Origin of the sequence: Thioalbus denitrificans (genome assembly GCF_003337735.1) — a bacterium.
GTDB classification, from domain to species: domain Bacteria; phylum Pseudomonadota; class Gammaproteobacteria; order DSM-26407; family DSM-26407; genus Thioalbus; species Thioalbus denitrificans.
The window spans coordinates 172,973-191,470 of sequence record NZ_QPJY01000005.1; the positions used below are offsets into that span (position 1 = coordinate 172,973).

Genomic DNA, 18,498 nt, shown 5'->3' on the forward strand with positions numbered 1-18,498 from the left:
CGTAATCTGCGTAATCTGCGGATGGATTCTTCTTTCGTTTTGCTTCGTGCCCTTCGTGACTTCGTGGTGAAGTTCAACCCTTGAGCCGGGAGACGAGCTGGCGCAGGGCCTGGCCGCGGTGGCTGAGGGCGTTCTTGACGTCCGGGGGCAGTTCGGCGGCGGAGCAGATGTGGGTGGGGACATGGAAGACGGGGTCGTAGCCGAAGCCGTTCTCGCCCACCGGTTCGAACAGGATGCGTCCCTCCCAGGTGCCCTGGCAGATGATGGGGGTGGGATCGGAGCCGTGACGCATGTAGACCAGCAGGCACTGGAACCGCGCCGCGCGCTCCGCCTCCGGTATCTCCTGCAGGGCTTCCAGCAGCTTCTCCACGTTGGCCGCGTCGCCGGCCCCCACACCGGCGTAGCGGGCCGAGTAGATGCCCGGGGCGCCGTTGAGCGCGTCCACCTCGATGCCCGAGTCGTCGGCGATGGCCGGCAGCCCCGTGTGCAGGCTGGCGTGCCGCGCCTTGAGGATGGCGTTCTCCACGAACGTGAGCCCCGTCTCCTCCACCTCCGGCACCCCGAACTCGCCCTGGGGATGGACCTCGATCTCCAGGTCGGTCAGCAGTTCGTTGAACTCCCGGATCTTCCCGCGGTTGTTGCTGGCCAGCACGATGCGCTTCATGGTGTCCGCTCCGATTCCGTTCCCACTGGTGAGCCGATCATGCACCGCCGTGCAGGCCGAGGCAAAGGGGGCCGATGACAGCCGCCGGCTTTCAGTCGCCGGTTTCCAGAAAATTCATCGCCCAGGGTTTGCGCGGGTGTGTCAGAGGGCTATGCTCGCGCAGGCAACCAGTATCCGGCGGCCACTGGCCACCGGCCACCGGCCACCGGAAACTGGCAACTGGCAACTGGCAACTGAAACGACACGGAACGTGACATGAGCGGAGAAACCCAGCTCCTGGCCGCCTTCGTGGTGGGGCTCCTCGGCGGAGTCCACTGCGTGGGCATGTGCGGGGGCATCGTGGGCGCCCTGGTGTTCGGGCTGCCGGAGGAGCGGCGGCGGGAACTGGGCGGCCTGATGCCGTTCCTGCTGGCCTACAACGGCGGCCGCCTCATCAGTTACACCGTCGCCGGCGCGCTGTTGGGCGGGGTGGGGTGGCTGGCGGCCAACCTGACGCTGGTTTACCGGGCCCAGCAGGCGCTGGCGGTGGTGGCCGGCCTGTTCATGGTGGCGCTCGGCTGCTACCTGGCCGGCTGGTGGATGGGGCTGCGGCGGCTGGAACGGGCGGGGGGATACGTCTGGAGGCGCATGGAACCCATCGGCCGGCGCCTGCTGCCGGTGGCCAATGCCCCCCATGCCTTCCTGCTCGGGCTGCTCTGGGGCTGGTTGCCCTGCGGCCTGGTCTACAGCGTGCTGGTCTGGAGCATCTCCGCCGGCAGCGCGGTGAGCGGCGGCCTGCTGATGCTCTCCTTCGGGCTCGGCACCCTGCCCACGCTGCTGGCCGCCGGGGCCTTCGCCGGGCGGTTGTCCGCCTTCGTCCGCCGGATCTGGGTCCGGCGCCTGGCCGGCGGAACGGTCGTGCTCTTCGGGCTCGTCACCCTGGCCCAGGCGCTCCTGGTTCCCGCGGCCGCCTGACCCGGTTCGCCGTTCCGCGGTCCCGCCCGGTGCGGGTCGGACGCGCCGGGCGGAGGCGCCGCGATGGTTCCTGCCTCCCGCGGCCGCTAGTCGGTGAAGAACTGCTGGCTGAAGCGAACGTCCGCGGTTTCGGTGCCGCCTCGGGGCTGCACCGCGAGGACGAAGTCCAGGGTCTGGGTGTCGTGAATGCGGAACTCGGCCAGGTAGTAGATGGCGGTTCCCTCGCGCACTTCACGGAACTCCAGCGGCATCTCGCCGCCCGTGGGCAGCGTGGCATGGCCGCTCACCACGGCGCTGGCGGGCTCGCCGGTGGTGCCGGGCACCTCGCGGATGACCGCCACGTTGACCACGCCCTGGTAGCGGCTGCGCAGGATGCCGTGCTGGTTCGCCACCTCGGGGGTGAGGGTGCTGGCGTTGAAGGCGTTGTAGTGGATGGTGTAGTCACCCAGTGCGAGACTCCGTTCGGCCTGTGCCGACCAGGGCAGCAGGGCCAGGGCGGCTGCAGCGAGCAGCGTGGTCAAGCCGCGTCTGTTCATGGCGGGTTCCTCCTCCTTGGGCGGGCCTTTGGCGCGTGTCCGATGTCCGCGCCGCAGTGCGGTTTCTATAAAGGATAGACCCGGAGACGGCGGAAAAGCTTCCCCCGTCTCCGTTGGCCGTGACTCAGCGGGTAAAGCGGTAGATGGCCACTTCCCCCAGGAGATTGGGCAGCAGGCGCATGCCGAGGCTGGTGCGATGGGCGTTATCCACCACGGTGCGTTCCAGGATGCGGATGTTCTTCTGCCGGCACAGCGCCTCGAAGTCGCGGAAGGTGCACAGGTGGATGTTCTGGGTGTCGTACCAGGGGTTGGGCAGGGTGCGGGAAACCGGCATGTGCCCGCCCAGCGCCAGCTGCAGCCGGCACTGCCAGTGGCCGAAGTTGGGGAAGGTGACGATGCCCTCGCGCCCCACCCGCAGCATCTCCGTGAGCAGCCAGGCGGGGTAGTGGACCACCTGCAGGGCCTGGGTCATGACCACGACGTCGAAGGAGTCGTCGTCGAAGTACTGCTGCAGGCCGTCATCCAGGTTGGAGTGGATGACGTTCAGCCCCGCGTCGATGCAGGCGATGACGTTGTCCGGGTCGAGCTCGAGGCCGTAGCCGGTGACCTGGCGGGAGTCGCGCAGGTGGCGCAGCAGGGTGCCGTCGCCGCAGCCCAGGTCGAGGACGCGGCTGCCGGGGCGGATCCATTCGCTGATGAGCTGCAGATCGGTACGCAGTTCCATCTCAGGCCCCCACCTCGTCGGCCACCCGGCGCATGTAGGCGTGGAACACGTCCAGGTACTTCGGCAGCGGCATCAGGAAGGCGTCGTGACCCTGGGTGGCCTCGATCTCGGCGTAGGAGACGTTGCGATCGGCGTCCAGCAGTCCCTTGACGATCTCCCGCGAGCGCTCCGGCGCGAAGCGCCAGTCGCTGGTGAAGGAGACCACCAGGAAGCCGCAGCTGGCCCGGCGCAGGGCGGTGGGCAGGTCGTTGCCGTAATCCGCCGCCGGGTCGAAGTAGTCCAGCGCCCGGGTCATCAGCAGGTAGGTGTTGGCGTCGAAGCGCTCCACGAAGCTCTCGCCCTGGTAGCGCAGGTAGCTCTCCACCTGGAACTCCACGCCGTAGCCGAACTGGAGCTTCTGCTCCCGCAGCTCGCGGCCGAACTTGGCGCCCATGGACTCGTCGGAGAGGTAGGTGATGTGGCCCAGCATGCGGGCCAGCATCAGCCCGCGCCGGGGTACCACGCCCTGTTCGTAGTAGCGCCCGTCATGGAATTCCGGGTCAGTGAGGATGGCCTGCCGGGCCACCTCGTTGAAGGCGATGTTCTGGGCCGAGAGCTTCGACGCGGCGGCGATGACCACGGCGTGGGCAATCCGGTCGGGGTGGTCGATGGCCCACTGCAGCGCCTGCATGCCGCCGAGACTGCCGCCGATGACCGCCGCCCAGCGATCGATCCCGAGCGCCTCGGCGAGCCGCTGCTGGCTGTTGACCCAGTCCTTCACCGTGACGATGGGAAAGTCCGGGCCGTAGAACTGTCCCGTGGCGGGGTTCGGCGTGTTGGGGCCGGTGGAGCCCTTGCAGCCGCCGAGATTGTTCACGCTGACCACGAAGAAGCGGTTGGTGTCGATGGGCTTGCCCGGACCGATGGCCGTATCCCACCAGCCCGGCTTGCGATCCTCGGGGCTGTGGTAGCCGGCGGCGTGGTGGTCGCCGGACAGCGCATGGCAGATGAGAATCCCGTTGCTGCGCGCGGCGTTCAGCTCGCCATAGGTCTCGTAGACGAGGTCGTAGCTCTCCAGCACCCGCCCGGAAACGAGCTCCAGCGGCTGGTCGAAGTGCTGCCGGGCCGGCGTGACCAGGCCGACGGAATCGGATGGGAAGGGTTCGGGCATCCTGCGTGGTATCAACTGGCCGGTGGCAATTGCAAAGGCGAAAGTCTAATGGACCCCAATCCGCCCAGCAAGGGAGGCATTGTCCGGGCTGACCGCGGCAGCTCGCCGGGAACGGGTTTCAGTGCACCGCCGCCCTTATCCTTTATCCATTGTCCGTGCCCCGGATCTCGACGCCGCATCCAGGGGCGGGGGCAGCAGCCCGGGATTGGTGACCACCAGGTGCTTCTGCCGCCCCTGCTCGCCGCTGGCCACCCGGACCCGGCTGCGGGGCACGCCGAGCAGCTTGGCCAGGAATTTCACCAGGTGGGCGTTGGCCCGGCCCTCCACCGGCGGGGCGGTGATGCGGACCTTGAGCCGATCGCCCTGGATACCGGTCACCTCGTCGCGGCTGGCGCGCGGCTGGATGTGGAGGAACAGGTGCAGCTCGTCGTCCTCCCAGCGGTACCAGCTCATCCCAGCGCCAGCCCCCGGCCCAGGTCGGCGATGGGGGCCACCAGCAGCATGGAGGTGAGCTGCAGCAGGACGAGCACCAGTACCGGCGAGAAGTCGATGCCGCCCATGGGCGGCAGCATGCGCCGCGCGGGGCCGAGCAGCGGTGCGTTGAGACGGTAGAGCAGCATCGTGACGGGGTGGCGGCCGCCGGGACTGACCCAGCTCAGCACCACCTCGATGAGGATGCTGAAGGTGAACACGCGCACCAGGGTCTGGAGCAGCTCCGCCACCGCCCATACCAGCAGCCCGACGAAGCCCCCGGCGCGCCCCAGTACGCCCAGGATCAGGACCAGCTCCACCATCTGCAGCACCAGCATCAGCACCACGCTCGCCAGGTCCACGCCGCCGTAGCCGGGAATGAAGCGCCGCAGGGGGCGCAGCACCGGGTTGGTGGCCTTCACCAGGAACTGGGACATCGGGTTGTAGAAGTCGGCACGCACCCAGGCGAGCAGGAAGCGCAGCATGACAATGATGATGTACACGCCGAACAGGGTGCTGATGAGAAAGGTGGCGGCGTTGACGGTATAGGGGCTGGTTCCCATGCTCTGACCTCTTCGGGGGCTGCGGTTAGTCGGGATCCCGGCCCAGGATCGCGGCCAGTTCCCGGGAACGGTCCCGGGCGGACGTGAGCGCGTCGCGGAACAGTTCGCGCAGTTTGCCTTCCTCGAGCACGTTGAGCGCCCGTTCGGTGGTGCCGCCGGGCGAGGTGACGCGCTGGCGCAGCAGGGAGGGCTCCTCGTCGCTCTCCAGGGCCATCTTGGCGGCGCCGAAGGCCGTCTGCAGCGTCAGCAGCCGGGCCGTGCGCTCCGGCAGCCCGATCGCCTGCGCCGCGCCCTGCATGGCCTCCATGACCAGGAAGAAGTAGGCCGGTCCGCTGCCGGACAGCGCCGTCACGGCATCCATCTGCTCCTCGTTCTCCAGCCACAGGGTCAGGCCGACGGCCCGCAGCACCGACTCGGCCTGGTCGCGCTGGGCGGCCGTGACGGCCGCGGTGGCGAACAGCGCGGTGGCGCCGCTCTTCACCAGCGCCGGGGTATTGGGCATGGTGCGTACCAGGGCCACCCCCGCCCCGAGCCAGCGCTGCAGGTCGGTGGTACGGATGCCGGCGGCGATGGAGACCACCAGGGTTCCGTGCTCCTGCACCACCGGCGCCAGTTCGGCGGCCACCTTCGGCAGTACCTGGGGCTTGACCGCCAGCACCACCACGCCGGCCCCGGCTGCCGCCTCGCGGTTGTCGTGGGTGGTGTGGACGCCGAAGCGGGCGCGCAGCGAGGCCAGCGTCTCCTCGCCGGGATCGCTGACCCGGATGCGTTCCGGGGCGTAACCGTCGGCGATGAGCCCGCCGACGAGGCTGCTGCACATGTTGCCGCCGCCGATGAAGCTGATGATTCCCTGTTCCACGTCTGACTCCTGGAATAAATATCAAAAGACTTCGAATGGACAGGATTTACAGGATTCACAGGATGTATTGCCTGTTCCGGACCGCTTCGGCAATGCCCGGCCGCGAACGGGGAGCGGCCGCAGTGGGGATGATTGTTCCAGGCGCCCTTCGTTAATCCTGTCAATCCTGTCAATCCTGTCTATTTCATTTGGTTCATTATCACTATGGCGCTGAATGGGGCCTCCAATGTCGCTGCCCGGTGGCCCGATTGCAAGGTTCAGTCCCGGGCGCCGAAGAGATCGGTGCCGATGCGCACGAGGGTGGCGCCCTCGGCGATGGCGGCCTCGAAGTCGTCGGACATGCCCATGGAGAGGGTGTCCAGCGCCAGGCCGTCGCGGTTCAGCGCCGCGAGGGCCTCCCGCAGCCGGCGGAAGGGCGCGCGCACGACCTCCTCCCCGGCGTCCCGCACCGGCGCCGGGATGGCCATCAGGCCCCGCAGCCGCAGCCGCGGCAGCGCGGCCACGGCCCGGGCCAGGTCCGGCAGCGCCTCGGGCTCGACGCCCGACTTGCTGGCCTCGCCGCTGATGTTGACCTGCAGGCAGACGTTGAGGGGCGGCAGCGTCTCCGGGCGCTGCTCGCTCAGCCGCCGGGCCACCTTCAGCCGGTCCACGCTGTGGACCCAGTGGAAGTGCTCGGCGATGCCGCGGGTCTTGTTGGACTGGATGGGCCCGATGAAGTGCCACTCCAGGTCCAGATCGGCAAGGGCTCCGATCTTCTCCAGCGCCTCGCGCAGGTAGCTCTCGCCGAACCGGCGCTGGCCCGCCGCCGCGGCGGCCCGGATGACATCCGCCGGGCGGGTCTTGCTGACCGCCAGCAGAGTGACGGATCCCGGCTCCCGGTTGTGACATACCTCGGCGGTACGTATGCGGACCTCGATTTGTGCCAAACGCTCCGCAGTTTTTTCCATGTGACGCCCGGTCTGTGTAAGCTAAACTGAAGAAACAAAAAGTTTAAGGAACCACGGCTTCAGTCCCCTGGCGGCCCGGAGTCCGCATTGGCGTTGCGGTGTGCGGCCCTGCCGGCGCAGCCCGGGCGCCGGAGGGTTGCCCGGTGGTTCCCGGCTTGATACGGCATCTCATTTTAGGGGATCTCGATGGACATTACCGAGCTGCTTGCTTTCAGCGTCAAGAACGGCGCCTCAGACCTGCACCTCTCCGCCGGGTTGCCCCCAATCATCCGCGTGGATGGCGACGTTCGGCGCATCAACGTGCCGCCCCTGGACCACAAGCAGGTCCACGGGCTCATCTACGACATCATGAACGACAAGCAGCGGAAGGATTTCGAGGAGTTCCTGGAGACGGACTTCTCCTTCGAGATTCCGGGCGTGGCCCGCTTCCGCGTCAACGCCTTCCACCAGAACCGCGGCGTGGCCGGGGTCTTCCGTACCATTCCCTCCCGGGTCCAGACCCTGGAGGAACTGGGGTTCGGCAAGAACTTCCAGGACATCGCCGACGCGCCGCGGGGTCTCATCCTGGTCACCGGGCCCACCGGCTCGGGCAAGAGCACGACCCTGGCGGCCATGCTCGACTACCTCAACGAGATCCGCTACCAGCACATCCTCACCATCGAGGATCCCATCGAGTTCGTGCACGAGAGCAAGAAGTGTCTCGTCAACCAGCGCGAGGTTCACCGCGACACCCTCGGCTTCAACGAGGCGCTGCGGGCCGGTTTGCGCGAGGACCCGGACATCATCCTGGTGGGCGAGATGCGCGATCTCGAAACCATCCGCCTGGCGCTCACCGCCGCGGAGACCGGCCACCTGGTGTTCGGCACCCTGCACACCACCTCCGCGGCCAAGACCATCGACCGCGTGGTGGACGTCTTCCCCGCCGGCGAGAAGGACATGGTCCGTTCCATGCTCTCCGAGTCGCTGCGCTCGGTAATCTCGCAGACCCTGCTCAAGCGGGTGGGGGGCGGGCGCATCGCGGCCCACGAAATCATGGTGGCCACCCCGGCCATCCGCAACCTGATCCGGGAGGACAAGATCGCCCAGATGTACTCGGCTATCCAGACTGGCCATGCCCTGGGGATGCATACCCTCGATCAGCACCTGCTGGAACTCGTCAACAAGGGCATTGTGAGCCGTCTTGACGCCCGCGCCAGGGCCCAGGACAAGGAGATTTTCCGTTGATGCCCGGGGAGAGATCACCGATGGATTTCGAATCCCTGCTGAAACTCATGGTCCACAAGCAGGCCTCGGACCTGTTCATCACCGTGGGCATGCCACCGACCGTGAAAGTCCACGGCAAGCTCATTCCCGTCGGGCAGAAGCCTCTTTCGCCGCAGCAGGTGCGCGAAGCCGTCACCGGCATCATGACCGAGGAGCAGCGCAAGGAGTTCGCCCGCACCCGCGAGTGCAACTTCGCCATCAGCGCCGCGGGCGTGGGCCGGTTCCGCGTCAGCTCCTTCCAGCAGCGCGGGGTGGCGGGCATGGTGCTGCGCCGCATCGAGACGCGCATCCCCTCCGTCGAGGAGCTGCACCTGCCGCCCATCATCAAGAACCTGGCCATGACCAAGCGCGGGCTGGTGATCTTCGTGGGTGGCACCGGCACCGGCAAGTCCACCTCCCTGGCGGCGGTGATCGGCTATCGCAACCAGAACACCGGCGGCCACATCATCACCATCGAGGACCCCATCGAGTTCATCCACCAGCACGCGCTCTCCATCATCACCCAGCGCGAGGTGGGCATCGACACCGACTCCTACGAGGTGGCGCTGAAGAATACCCTGCGCCAGGCCCCGGACGTGATCCTCATCGGCGAGGTCCGCGCCCGCGAGACCATGGACTACGCGGTGGCGTTCGCCGAGACCGGCCACCTCTGCCTCGCCACGCTGCACGCCAACAACGCCAACCAGGCCATGGACCGGATCATCAACTTCTTCCCGGAGGATCGCCGGGACCAGCTGTTCATGGACCTGTCGCTCAACCTCAAGGCGATCGTCGCCCAGCAGCTCATCCCCACCCCCGACGGCAAGAGCCGGCGGGTGGCGGTGGAGGTCATGATCAACACCCCCCTGATCCAGGATCACCTGCGCAAGGGCGAGGTTCACCTGCTCAAGGAGATCATGAAGAACTCCACCGAGCACGGCATGTGCACCTTCGACCAGGCCCTGTTCCAGCTCTTCAAGTCGGGCGAAATCACCTACGAGGACGCCCTGCACCACGCCGACGCCCCCAACGACCTGCGCCTGATGATCAAGCTGGACAGCGAGAAGGGCGTGGACCGCTACGCCGCCGGCATGGACGGCATCGGCCTGGTAGAAGAGTAGATAGTTTCGAGTAGCGGGTCTCGAGTGACGAGGTATACCTAGAGACTCGCTACTAGTTACTTGCCACTATCGCTGGTCAAGCGAACACCTGCCGCGCGTCGAACACCGGGCCGTCCACGCACACCCGCTTCATGGCGGGGCCGGCGTCGGTCCGGATCTCCACCGCGCAGCCGGCGCAGCCCCCCACGGCGCAGGCCATGAACTCCTCCAGCGACACCTGGCAGGGGAGGCCGTACTCCCGCGCCAGCCGCGCCACGGCCTCCAGCATGGGATGGGGGCCGCAGGAGAACACCGCCACCTCTTCCCGCTGGGCGGGCTCCAGGGCCTCGAGCCAGGCCCGGGCCAGGTCGGTGACGTAGCCCTCGAAGCAGCCGGGGTAGCCCTGCAGGCTGGCGAGCCGGCTCGGGACGCCCCAGTCCTCCAGCAGCGGCATGGCGGCGATGACACCCTCCGGCATGCCCGGAACCAGCATCCGCGAGGGGCGGGCCTGGAACGGGAAGGGGACCTCGGAGCCCATGATGACGAAGGGGTCCCAGGGGCTGCCGCGGCGTTTCAGATCCTCGGCCAGGAACAGCATGGGGGGGATGCCCACGCCGCCCCCGATGAGCAGCGTTCGCGGGCGTCCCGGGGGGGGTGTGAAGGGCGTTCCGATGGGCCCCATGACGCTGAGGAACTCGCCGGTCCCGCGCCGGGCGAGCAGGCGGGTGCCCTCGCCGACGGCCTTGTAGAGGAAGTCCACCCAGCCGGCCTGCGCATCCACCCGCATGATGGACAGCGGCCGGCGCATGGGCAGCAGCGGGTCGCACTGGATGTGGGCGAAGCTGCCCGGCCGCGCGTGCGCCGCGATGCGCGGGGCCCGGATGCGCAGGATATGCTGGGCGCCTGGGTGGGCCTCGTGGGCGAGAATCTCGCTCTCCTCCACGAAGATGGTGTCGCGATGGGTTGTGTCGTTCATGGACGGGATATCCCGGTAGTCAGCTCGGCCGGGCGCTGATCTTAACCCGGATATTTCACCAATGGCACGCGCCCGCGCCGGTCTCCTGCCCGCACGAGGTGTTTTCTGCGGTCAGCTCCAGGCGCCGCAGCGCGGCTCCCTCAACCACCATCCGCATCAACAACGGCTGGGCCACCTTCACCTGTTTGGCGGAGTATCCGGGTTGACGGCCTCGGCGGTGGTCACCTGAGCTCGTAGACCAGTCGGCCCTGGACCAGGGTGTGGGTGACCCGGCCGCGGAACTCCCAGCCCCTGAAGGGCGTGTTCCGGCCGCGGCTCAGCAGGGTGTCGGGTTCGAGGCGCCAGGCGTGCTCCGTGTCGATCACGCAGAGATCGGCGCGGGTGCCGGGGGTCAGGGTCCCGGTTTCGATGCCCAGGATTTCCGCCGGCCCGCGGGTCACGCGCGCCAGGGCGGTGCCGAGGTCGAACGCCCCCTCGTCCACCAGCCGCAAGGTCAGGGGCAGCAGGGTCTCCAGGGCGGAGATGCCGGGCAGCGTGCCGTTGAAGGGGGCCAGCTTGGTCTCCGGCTCGTGGGGCTGGTGATCGGAACAGACGGCGGTGATGACCCCCTCGGCCACCCCGGCGCGGAGGGCATCGCGGTCGCGGATGGTGCGCAGGGGCGGGATGACGTGGAACATGGGGTCGAAGCCCGCCACGTCCATCTCGGTGAGGTGCAGCTGGTGGGCCGCCACGTCGGCGGTCACCCGCAGTCCGCGGGCCCGGGCATCGGCCACCATCTCCACGCTGCGGGCGGTGGACAGCCGGCAGAAGTGGGCGCGCACCCCGGTCTGCTCGATGAGCAGCAGGCAGCGGGCCAGCTCCACCGTCTCGCTGGTCTCGGGGATGCCCGGCAGGCCGAGACGGGTGCTGACGCTGCCCTCGTGCATGAACCCGGACTGGCCCAGCCAGGGATCCCGGGGCTGCAGGTAGACGGTCAGCCCGTAGGTGGCGGCGTATTCCAGCGCCCGGCGCAGGACCTCGCTGTTGCGGATCGGCCGGCCGGCATTGCTCACCCCGACGCACCCTTCCGCCTTGAGCGCGGCCATCTCCGCGAGCTGCTCACCCTCCAGTCCCTGGGTCAGTGCGCCCAGGGTCAGCACCCAGGCGCGTCCCGACTGCTTGGCACGGTGGCGCACCAGCTCCGCCACCGCGGGGGTGTCGATGACCGGGCTGGTATCGGGCGGGCAGCAGACGGTGGTGACGCCGCCGGAGACCGCGGCCCGGGTCTCGCTGGCGATGGTGGCCTTCTGTTCGTGTCCCGGTTCGCGCAGCCGTGCGCTGAGATCCACCAGCCCCGGGCAGACCATGCGTCCCGCGGCCTCGATCTCGATCTCGGGCGTGAAGCCCTCCGGGGCCTCGCCCAGGGCCACGATGCGGCCGCTGGCGATGAACAGGTCGCGGACCCCGTCGACGCGGCTGGAGGGATCCACCACGTGCCCGTTGCGGATGGCGATGCGGTTCATTCTGGCTCCTTGGCGGCGGTTTCGCGGGCCCCGGGACTGCGGCCCATGGCCATGGACATCACCGCCATGCGCACGGCGATGCCGTAGCTCACCTGGCGGAGGATGACCGACTGGGGGCCGTCGGCCACCGAGGAGGCGATCTCCACCCCCCGGTTGATGGGGCCGGGGTGCATGACCAGGGCGTCGGGCCGGGCCAGGGCGAGCTTCTCCTCGGTCAGGCCGTAGCGCTGGAAGTATTCGTGCTCGCTCGGCAGCAGGGCGCTCTGCATGCGCTCCTTCTGCAGCCGCAGCATGATCACCACGTCCACGCCGGCCAGGCCCTGGCTGAGGCTGGTGAAGACCCGGGTGCCGAGGGACTCGATGTCCACCGGCAGCAGGGTGCGGGGCGCGATGACGCGCACCTCGCCCACGCCGAGGGTGTTCAGGGCGTGGATCTGGGAGCGGGCCACCCGCGAGTGCAGGATGTCGCCCACGATGGCGACGCACAGGCTGTCGAAGGCGCCCTTGTGGCGGCGGATGGTGAGCATGTCCAGCATCGCCTGGGTCGGGTGGGCGTGCTGGCCGTCGCCGGCGTTGATGATGCTCACGTGGGGCGCGGCGTGCTGGGCCATGAAGTGGCTGGCGCCGCTGTGCTGGTGGCGCACCACGAACATGTCGGTGTGCATCGCCTCCAGGTTCTTCTGGGTGTCCAGCAGCGACTCGCCCTTGGCGGTGGCCGAGGTGCTCACATTGATGTTGAGCACATCCGCCGAGAGGCGCTTGGCGGCGAGCTCGAAGGTGGTGCGGGTCCGGGTGCTGGTCTCGAAGAACAGGTTGACGATGGTCTTGCCGCGCAGCAGCGGCACCTTCTTCACCGGCTGCTCGCCCACCACCACGAACGAGTCGGCGGTGTCGAGGATGTCGGTGAGGATGCGCCGCGGCAGTCCTTCCACGGTGAGGAAGTGGCGCAGGCGGCCCTGCGCGTCCAGTTGCATGGTGTTCCAGTTGCCGGGGAAATTCATGATTGCTCCGCCGCCATGGGCTCTGTTCCCAGTCCAGAAGCTTAGCTCTGATTCTCCGCCACGGGGGACGACGGGCTCACGCCGGGCCGCATCCGGGGGCTCCACGGACAAAAACCCGCCGCGCCGCCGTTCAGCCGGCCTGGCGCCCCCTGTGTCCGCCGTGGCGCGTCACGCCCGGGTCAATCCACGTCCTGGACCTTGAGCTCCAGGGGGTCCGGGCCGGAGAGCTTGACGTGCTGGTTGCGGCGCAGCGCCATGTGCCTGCCCGTCACGTCGGCCTGCACGGGCAGCTCGCGCCCGTCCCGCTCCACCAGCACCGCCAGGGTGACGGTGGCGGGGCGCCCGTAGTCGAACAGCTCGTTGAGGGCCGCGCGCACGGTGCGCCCGGTGGAGAGCACGTCATCCACCAGGATGACGTGGCGGCCGTCCACGTCGAAGGGGAGATGGGAGGGGCGGACCTGGGGGTTGAGCCCGATCCGGGTGAAGTCGTCCCGGTAGAAGGAGATGTCCAGGGTCCCCAGGGGCTGCTCCAGGTCGAGCAGGCGGTGGAGGCGCTCGGCCACCCAGGCGCCGCCGGTATGGATGCCCACCATGACCGGATCGGTGATGCCGGACCTGGCCAGGTGGTCGCGGAGGTCCTCGGCCATCTTCTTGATGAGGACCTCGATATCTTCGTGCGTCTCGCTCATGCGGATGGGTTCCGTTGCTGTTCCAGCCAGGTCTCCAGGATGACCTGGGCGGCGATGTGATCCAGGGGCGCGTCCGGGCGTGCTTTCCGGGCATTGTCTCCGCGCAGCCGGCTGGCCGCCTCCGCGGAGGAGAGCCGCTCGTCCACGGCGTGCACCGGCAGGCCGAAACGGCCCTGCAGGCGGTTCATGAATCGCCGGGCGGCGCGGGTGACCTCGTGCTCGCTGCCGTCGGCGTTGAGGGGCAGGCCCACCACGATGAGATCGGGCCGCCACTCCTCGATGATCCCGGCGATGCGGTCCCAGTCGGGGATCCCGTCCCGGGCGGGGAGGACCTCCAGGGGGCGGGCGGTGGCGGTCAGCGCCTGGCCCGCGGCGACACCGATGCGCCGCATTCCGAAATCGAACCCGAGACAGGTGGGCGCCGTCTTTCCCGCCGGTTCGGGCCGGGCGCTGTCAGGCATGTCCCACTTCGCTGGAAATGCTGTCCAGGTCCACGCCCAGGAGACTGGCGGCGGCGTGCCAGCGCTGCTCCAGCGGGGTCTCGAACAGGATGGCGGCCTCCGCCGGCCCGCTCAGCCAGGCATTTTCCGCCATCTCGCGCTCCAGCTGGCCGGCGCCCCAGCCGGCGTAACCCAGCGCCAGCAGGGCGTCGCCGGGACCCGTGCCCAGGGCGAGGGCCTCGAGGATGTCGCGGGAGGTGGTCACCGCGATCTCATCGGTGACCGGCAGGGAGACGTCCCACTCGCCCACCGGCCGGTGCACGACGAAGCCGCGCTCGGTCTGGACCGGTCCGCCCCCCAGGATGAACTGGTCGCGGACCGCCGCGTCGCGGGTCTCGATCTCCATGTGCTGCAGCACATCGCCCAGCCGGATATCCAGCGGCCGGTTGATGACGATGCCCATGGCCCCCTCGTCGTTGTGCTCACAGATGTAGGTGACCGTGTGGAAAAAATTCGGGTCGGCCAGGGCGGGCATGGCGATGAGAAAGTGGTTACGCAGTGAGGTCGTGCCGAACATGGCCATAGTATCCGGCGAACCCCGGTGAGGTGGCAAGAGCGGTTCCCCCGATCAGCCCTCCGGGGCCGGGTTGTTCACCACGAAGGCACGAAAAACACGAAGTCTGAACAGGCTGAATCGACAGGATTAACAGGATAGACAGAACTTGTACTTGATTGCTGTGTGCCCTGGTCGCCGGCGTGGGAACCGGCGGGGCACTGCCGAGCATATTTGTCGCAGGGACAAGGAAATCCTGCCAAACCTGTCCGTATCTTCTCTGTTAGGTTTTTCTTCGTGCCCTTCGTGCCTTCGTGGTGAGATTTTCCCCGCGGCGGCGTGTCACTGGCTCACCAGGCGGTTGTCGCTGCGGAACACCCAGGTGCGGATGATCTCCAGCACGTCGGTGTCGCGGGTGATGGACTCGGGCAGGGGCGCGAAGGGCGCGGCCAGGTGGACGATGCGCAGCGCCGCGTCGTCCAGCAGCTTGCTGCCGGAGGACTTGAGCATCTCCACATCGCGCACCGTCCCGTCGGTGTTGAGCCGCACCAGCAGCCGCAGGCTGCCGGAGACGCCCTGGCGCTTGGCCTCGTCCGGGTAGTTCAGGTTGCCGATGCGTTCCACCTTGCGCCGCCAGGCGTCCAGGTAGAGGGCGAAGCGGGACTCCCGGGTGTTGGCGGAGATGGTCCGCACCCGCTCCCGCTGGGAGTAGGCCTCGCGCTGCTGGTTGTACTCGGCGGTGAGGCTGGCGATGGCCAGGCTGCGGGTGATCAGCTGGCTGGCCGAGGGGGCTGCCTCCGGCTCGGGACGGGCGGTGGGCGGCGCCGGTGTGCGCCGGGGGACCTTCTCCGGCGCCGGCGCCGTCGTGGTGACCGGCGCGCGCCGCTCGGGGGCCGCCGCCGGCTGGGGTTCCGGCGGCCGGGGCGGTGCCGGCTCCACGGGCCCGGGGAGCTGGCTGGCCGGTTCCGGCCGGGGGGCCGGGAAGGGGGTCTGGGCCGGGCTGGCGGGGCGTTCCGGCTCCGCCTCCTCCTCGCCGCCGCCGAGCTGGTTGGCCTGGGCCAGGAAGTCGGCGTCCTCCGGCGGCGCCTCGCTGCGGCTCGCCACCAGGGTCACGTCCAGGGTGGGGAACAGCGGCGGGGTCTCCGGCAGCGGCATCCGGAAGCCCACGCCGAGGATGATCATGGCGTGGAGCGCGGCGGCCAGGAACAGGGCCAGTCCCAGCCTGTCGACAGGGTTCACGCGGGTGGGCCGGAGGGGGGGAAGGGCGGCTGCCATCGGTTCAGAGCGGCGCGCTGATGATCACCCGGGGCGGCGGATCGTTCACGAAGCTCACCCGCTCCGCCATGGCCGGGTTCATGTGCACCGTGCCTTCGCTGTCGATGAGCATCACGTAGTGGATTCCCATGTCTCTGGCCACTGACTGCCACCCCTCCGGCCCGGCCACCACCAGCGCGGTGGCGGCGGCGTCGGCCAGGGTGCCGTTGTCGGCGATGACGGTCACCGAGCGTGTCCCCGCGGCCGGATAGCCGCTGCGGGGATCGATGATGTGGTGGTAGCGGCGCCCTTCATGCTCATAGTAGCGTTCGTAGTCGCCCGATGTGAACACGCTCTCGTCGCCGCTCACCTCCACCGCGGCGATGCTGCCCGGGCCGCGGGGATCGCGGATGCCGATGCGCCAGGGGCGCTCCCCGTGACGGCCGATGGCGCGCAGCCCGCCGCCGCCGTTGATGATGGCGTTCTCGATGCCCATCTCCCGCAGCATGTCGATGATGCGATCCACGCCATAGCCCTTGGCGATGCCGCCCAGGTCGAGCTTGACGGCGGGGTTGGTGCACTGCACCGTGCCGCCCTCGATGTGGACGTCGGCCATGGAGGGATGTTGCGCCACCAGCTCCGCCACCGCAGCGGCGGCGGGCGGCGGGCCGTGGGGGTCGTCGCTGTGGAAGCCCCACAGCGCGAACAGCCGGCTGGCCGCCGGGTTGAACAGCTCGCCGGAGGCCTCCGCCAGGTCGTGGGAGAGGCGTATCAGGGGCAGCAGGCCGGGGTCGGCCGTGAACGGCTCGCCGCCGGCGCAGCGGGCGTTGAACTCGCCCAGCGTGCTCGGGCGCCAGGCGTGCCAGGCGTCGTTCATCAGCGTCAGCTCGCGGCTCATGCGCGCCGCCGCCGCCTCCGCGAGCTCCCGGGGCGCCCCGTAGACGGTCAGGTCGATGAGGGTGCCGAAGGCCAGCACCCGGGTTTCGTACAGGGGCTCGGGGCGGGGCGTGCAGGCGCTGAGGAGGAGCAGCAGCGCCGGGAGGAGTGCGCGGCGCATCATGAGCGGCCCAGCCGTTCGGCGATGTGGTCCATGAGCTGGCCGGCGATGTTGATCCCGAACTGGGCATCCAGCTCGCGGACACAGGTGGGGCTGGTGACGTTGACCTCGGTGAGCCAGTCGCCGATGACGTCGATGCCCACGAACATCAGGCCCCGCTCGCGCAGCGCCGGGCCGACCTGTTCGCAGATCCGGCGGTCGCGCCCGGTGAGCGGCACGCCGACGCCGGTGCCGCCGGCGGCCAGATTGCCGCGGGTCTCGCCGGGCGCCGGGATGCGCGCCAGGGCGTAGGGTACCGGTTCGCCGTCCACCAGCAGGATGCGCTTGTCGCCGGCGCTGATCTCGGGGATGAAGCGCTGGGCCATCGCGAAGCGGCCGCCGTGGTCGGTGAGGGTCTCGATGACGACCCCGATGTTCGGATCGTCGCTGCGCAGCCGGAACACCGAGGCGCCGCCCATGCCGCCCAGGGGCTTGAGGATGATGTCCCCCTGCTCGGCCAGGAAGCCGCGGATCTGCCCGGCGCGGCGCGTCACCAGGGTGGGCGGGCAGCACTCCGGGAACCAGGCGGTGTAGAGCTTCTCGTTGGCGTCGCGCAGCCCCTGGGGGCGGTTCACCACCAGCAGCCCGGCCGCCTCGGCCCGCTCCAGCAGGTAGGTGGTGTAGATGTATTCCATGTCGAAGGGCGGATCCTTGCGCATCAGCACCACGTCCAGCGCGTGCAGGGGCATGGGTTCGGGCTCGCCCAGGGTGTACCAGCCGGCGGGATCGTCCCGCACGCTCAGGGGCCGGGGCAGGGCGTGGGTCACGCCGTCGGACAGGTAGAGATCAGCCTGCTCCAGGTAGTAGAGCGGCCAGCCCCGCGCCTGGGCTTCGAGAAGCATGGCGAAGGTGGTGTCCTTCTTGATCTTGATGGAGCCGATGGGGTCCATGACCACGCCGAGGCGGATGCTCACTGGGTCTCCTCCATGGAGCGCTGACAGGATGGGTTGGCTGGCGTCGCAGCATTCCGAGTCCGGCAGTATATCCCCGCGCGCGCCCCGGATCGCGGCCTTCCGGCCGCCGGGCCGGCTGGCTGACAGCCCCGTCGGACAGGTTGGGCGACGCCGTCGAGGAGCATGAAAGCGGGGTTGTGTGAACGGGTTCCGGAAGGGGCTCGATCCATGCACAGAACCGTGAAGAAATCCACGTTACAGCACATAGATTGTACTTTGTTTCTATGTTAGAAACGAAACGCACTGTGTGGTTATTAGGGCTATGTCCCGGTGTGTCACGGGCTCGGCGCGACCGGATCGCGGCCAGAATCGAGGAAGGGGAGTGATGGACAACGACCTCCAGGGTTTGAAGGTGATGGTCATCGATGACAGCAAGACCATCCGCCGCAGCGCAGAGACCCTGTTGAAGAAAGCCGGATGCGAGGTCATGACCGCCGAGGATGGTTTCGATGCGCTGTCGAAGATTGTCGAGGGCAGGCCCGACATCATCTTCGTGGACATCATGATGCCACGCCTCGACGGCTACCAGACCTGCGCCCTCATCAAGAACAACAGCCAGTACCAGCATATCCCCGTGGTAATGCTCTCCAGCAAGGACGGCCTGTTCGACAAGGCCAAGGGGCGCATCGTGGGTTCCGATCAGTACGTGACCAAGCCGTTCACCAAGGATGAGCTGCTGGACGCGATAAAGCGTCATGTCCTGAGTCGCCAGAACTGAAACACCCCGCTGCCCCGGGGAGATCCCTGCCGGCGGGACGGGGCGACCGGATTCATGCCGCCGACGGGTGCGCAGGCAGGAAACAGAATCTATCAGAACTCGTGGA

At 68.6% G+C, this 18,498-nt stretch carries 21 protein-coding genes; 4 read left to right on the top strand and 17 right to left on the bottom strand.

Features of this window, described 5'->3' with window-relative positions; all coding sequences use genetic code 11:
- Positions 1-73: 73 nt before the first annotated feature.
- Complete coding sequence (gene rdgB, locus DFQ59_RS11885) at positions 74-664, bottom strand: RdgB/HAM1 family non-canonical purine NTP pyrophosphatase (protein WP_114279921.1); 591 nt, start codon at positions 662-664, stop codon at positions 74-76.
- Positions 665-919: 255 nt separating this feature from the next.
- Between rdgB and DFQ59_RS11890 the strand changes: the two genes are divergently transcribed.
- A complete protein-coding gene (locus DFQ59_RS11890) occupies positions 920-1,618 on the top strand; it encodes a sulfite exporter TauE/SafE family protein (protein WP_114279922.1) in 699 nt (232 codons plus the stop codon).
- Positions 1,619-1,704: 86 nt separating this feature from the next.
- Here the strand turns inward: DFQ59_RS11890 and DFQ59_RS11895 are convergent, their stop codons facing one another.
- The 7 genes from DFQ59_RS11895 to DFQ59_RS11925 form a co-directional block, all read right to left on the bottom strand.
- Entirely contained in the window at positions 1,705-2,154 is a 450-nt protein-coding gene (locus tag DFQ59_RS11895; RefSeq protein ID WP_114279923.1) for a DUF4426 domain-containing protein, read from the bottom strand.
- 124 nt (positions 2,155-2,278) lie between these two features.
- On the bottom strand, positions 2,279-2,878 hold the full coding sequence (gene metW / locus DFQ59_RS11900) for a methionine biosynthesis protein MetW (RefSeq protein WP_425451022.1): 600 nt from the start codon (positions 2,876-2,878) through the stop codon (positions 2,279-2,281).
- 1 nt (position 2,879) lies between these two features.
- The gene (metX, locus tag DFQ59_RS11905) at positions 2,880-4,028 is read right to left on the bottom strand and encodes a homoserine O-succinyltransferase MetX (protein ID WP_114279924.1); all 1,149 of its coding nucleotides are present in this window, start codon (positions 4,026-4,028) and stop codon (positions 2,880-2,882) included.
- A gap of 135 nt (positions 4,029-4,163) precedes the next feature.
- On the bottom strand, positions 4,164-4,481 hold the full coding sequence (locus DFQ59_RS11910; RefSeq protein ID WP_114279925.1) for a DUF167 family protein: 318 nt from the start codon (positions 4,479-4,481) through the stop codon (positions 4,164-4,166).
- Positions 4,478-5,062, bottom strand: a complete 585-nt coding sequence (locus DFQ59_RS11915) for a YggT family protein (RefSeq protein ID WP_114279926.1) — start codon at positions 5,060-5,062, stop codon at positions 4,478-4,480. Before DFQ59_RS11915 ends, DFQ59_RS11910 begins: the two co-directional genes overlap by 4 nt.
- A 25-nt stretch (positions 5,063-5,087) precedes the next feature.
- Positions 5,088-5,921 carry a pyrroline-5-carboxylate reductase gene (gene proC, locus DFQ59_RS11920; protein ID WP_114279927.1) on the bottom strand — a complete coding sequence of 278 codons (834 nt, stop codon included), beginning with the start codon at positions 5,919-5,921 and terminating at the stop codon, positions 5,088-5,090.
- A gap of 257 nt (positions 5,922-6,178) precedes the next feature.
- Positions 6,179-6,868, bottom strand: a complete 690-nt coding sequence (locus DFQ59_RS11925; RefSeq protein WP_114279928.1) for a YggS family pyridoxal phosphate-dependent enzyme — start codon at positions 6,866-6,868, stop codon at positions 6,179-6,181.
- A 186-nt stretch (positions 6,869-7,054) separates the two neighbouring features.
- Here DFQ59_RS11925 and DFQ59_RS11930 point away from each other — a divergent pair, with 186 nt between their 5' ends.
- Both DFQ59_RS11930 and DFQ59_RS11935 read left to right on the top strand, forming a co-directional pair.
- Complete coding sequence (locus DFQ59_RS11930; protein WP_114279929.1) at positions 7,055-8,092, top strand: type IV pilus twitching motility protein PilT; 1,038 nt, start codon at positions 7,055-7,057, stop codon at positions 8,090-8,092.
- Positions 8,093-8,112: 20 nt separating this feature from the next.
- Positions 8,113-9,231: a PilT/PilU family type 4a pilus ATPase gene (locus DFQ59_RS11935; protein WP_114279930.1), complete on the top strand. Its 1,119-nt coding sequence runs from the start codon at positions 8,113-8,115 to the stop codon at positions 9,229-9,231.
- Between the two features lie 76 nt (positions 9,232-9,307).
- Here DFQ59_RS11935 and DFQ59_RS11940 read toward each other — a convergent pair whose 3' ends face one another.
- From DFQ59_RS11940 to gshB, 9 genes are all read right to left on the bottom strand, one after another.
- Positions 9,308-10,186, bottom strand: a complete 879-nt coding sequence (locus tag DFQ59_RS11940; protein WP_114279931.1) for a dihydroorotate dehydrogenase electron transfer subunit — start codon at positions 10,184-10,186, stop codon at positions 9,308-9,310.
- Between the two features lie 221 nt (positions 10,187-10,407).
- Complete coding sequence (locus DFQ59_RS11945; RefSeq protein WP_114279932.1) at positions 10,408-11,688, bottom strand: dihydroorotase; 1,281 nt, start codon at positions 11,686-11,688, stop codon at positions 10,408-10,410.
- A complete protein-coding gene (locus DFQ59_RS11950; protein ID WP_114279933.1) occupies positions 11,685-12,689 on the bottom strand; it encodes an aspartate carbamoyltransferase catalytic subunit in 1,005 nt (334 codons plus the stop codon). The genes DFQ59_RS11945 and DFQ59_RS11950 overlap by 4 nt, the downstream gene beginning before the upstream one ends.
- A gap of 179 nt (positions 12,690-12,868) precedes the next feature.
- Complete coding sequence (gene pyrR, locus DFQ59_RS11955) at positions 12,869-13,378, bottom strand: bifunctional pyr operon transcriptional regulator/uracil phosphoribosyltransferase PyrR (protein ID WP_114279934.1); 510 nt, start codon at positions 13,376-13,378, stop codon at positions 12,869-12,871.
- Positions 13,375-13,839, bottom strand: a complete 465-nt coding sequence (ruvX, locus tag DFQ59_RS11960) for a Holliday junction resolvase RuvX (protein ID WP_114279935.1) — start codon at positions 13,837-13,839, stop codon at positions 13,375-13,377. Before ruvX ends, pyrR begins: the two co-directional genes overlap by 4 nt.
- Positions 13,832-14,395, bottom strand: coding sequence for a YqgE/AlgH family protein (locus DFQ59_RS11965; RefSeq protein WP_114279988.1), 564 nt, complete (start codon positions 14,393-14,395; stop codon positions 13,832-13,834). The genes ruvX and DFQ59_RS11965 overlap by 8 nt, the downstream gene beginning before the upstream one ends.
- Before the next feature lie 318 nt (positions 14,396-14,713).
- Positions 14,714-15,610 (bottom strand): cell envelope integrity TolA family protein, encoded by an 897-nt coding sequence (locus DFQ59_RS20290; RefSeq protein ID WP_281268254.1) that lies wholly within the window; start codon positions 15,608-15,610, stop codon positions 14,714-14,716.
- 40 nt (positions 15,611-15,650) lie between these two features.
- Positions 15,651-16,682: an FAD:protein FMN transferase gene (locus DFQ59_RS11975; protein ID WP_114279990.1), complete on the bottom strand. Its 1,032-nt coding sequence runs from the start codon at positions 16,680-16,682 to the stop codon at positions 15,651-15,653.
- The gene (gshB, locus tag DFQ59_RS11980) at positions 16,682-17,635 is read right to left on the bottom strand and encodes a glutathione synthase (protein WP_211314917.1); all 954 of its coding nucleotides are present in this window, start codon (positions 17,633-17,635) and stop codon (positions 16,682-16,684) included. The genes DFQ59_RS11975 and gshB overlap by 1 nt, the downstream gene beginning before the upstream one ends.
- 364 nt (positions 17,636-17,999) lie before the next feature.
- On the opposite strand from gshB, the gene pilG reads away from it, so the two are divergent.
- Complete coding sequence (pilG, locus tag DFQ59_RS11985; RefSeq protein WP_114279937.1) at positions 18,000-18,392, top strand: twitching motility response regulator PilG; 393 nt, start codon at positions 18,000-18,002, stop codon at positions 18,390-18,392.
- Positions 18,393-18,498: the final 106 nt, after the last annotated feature.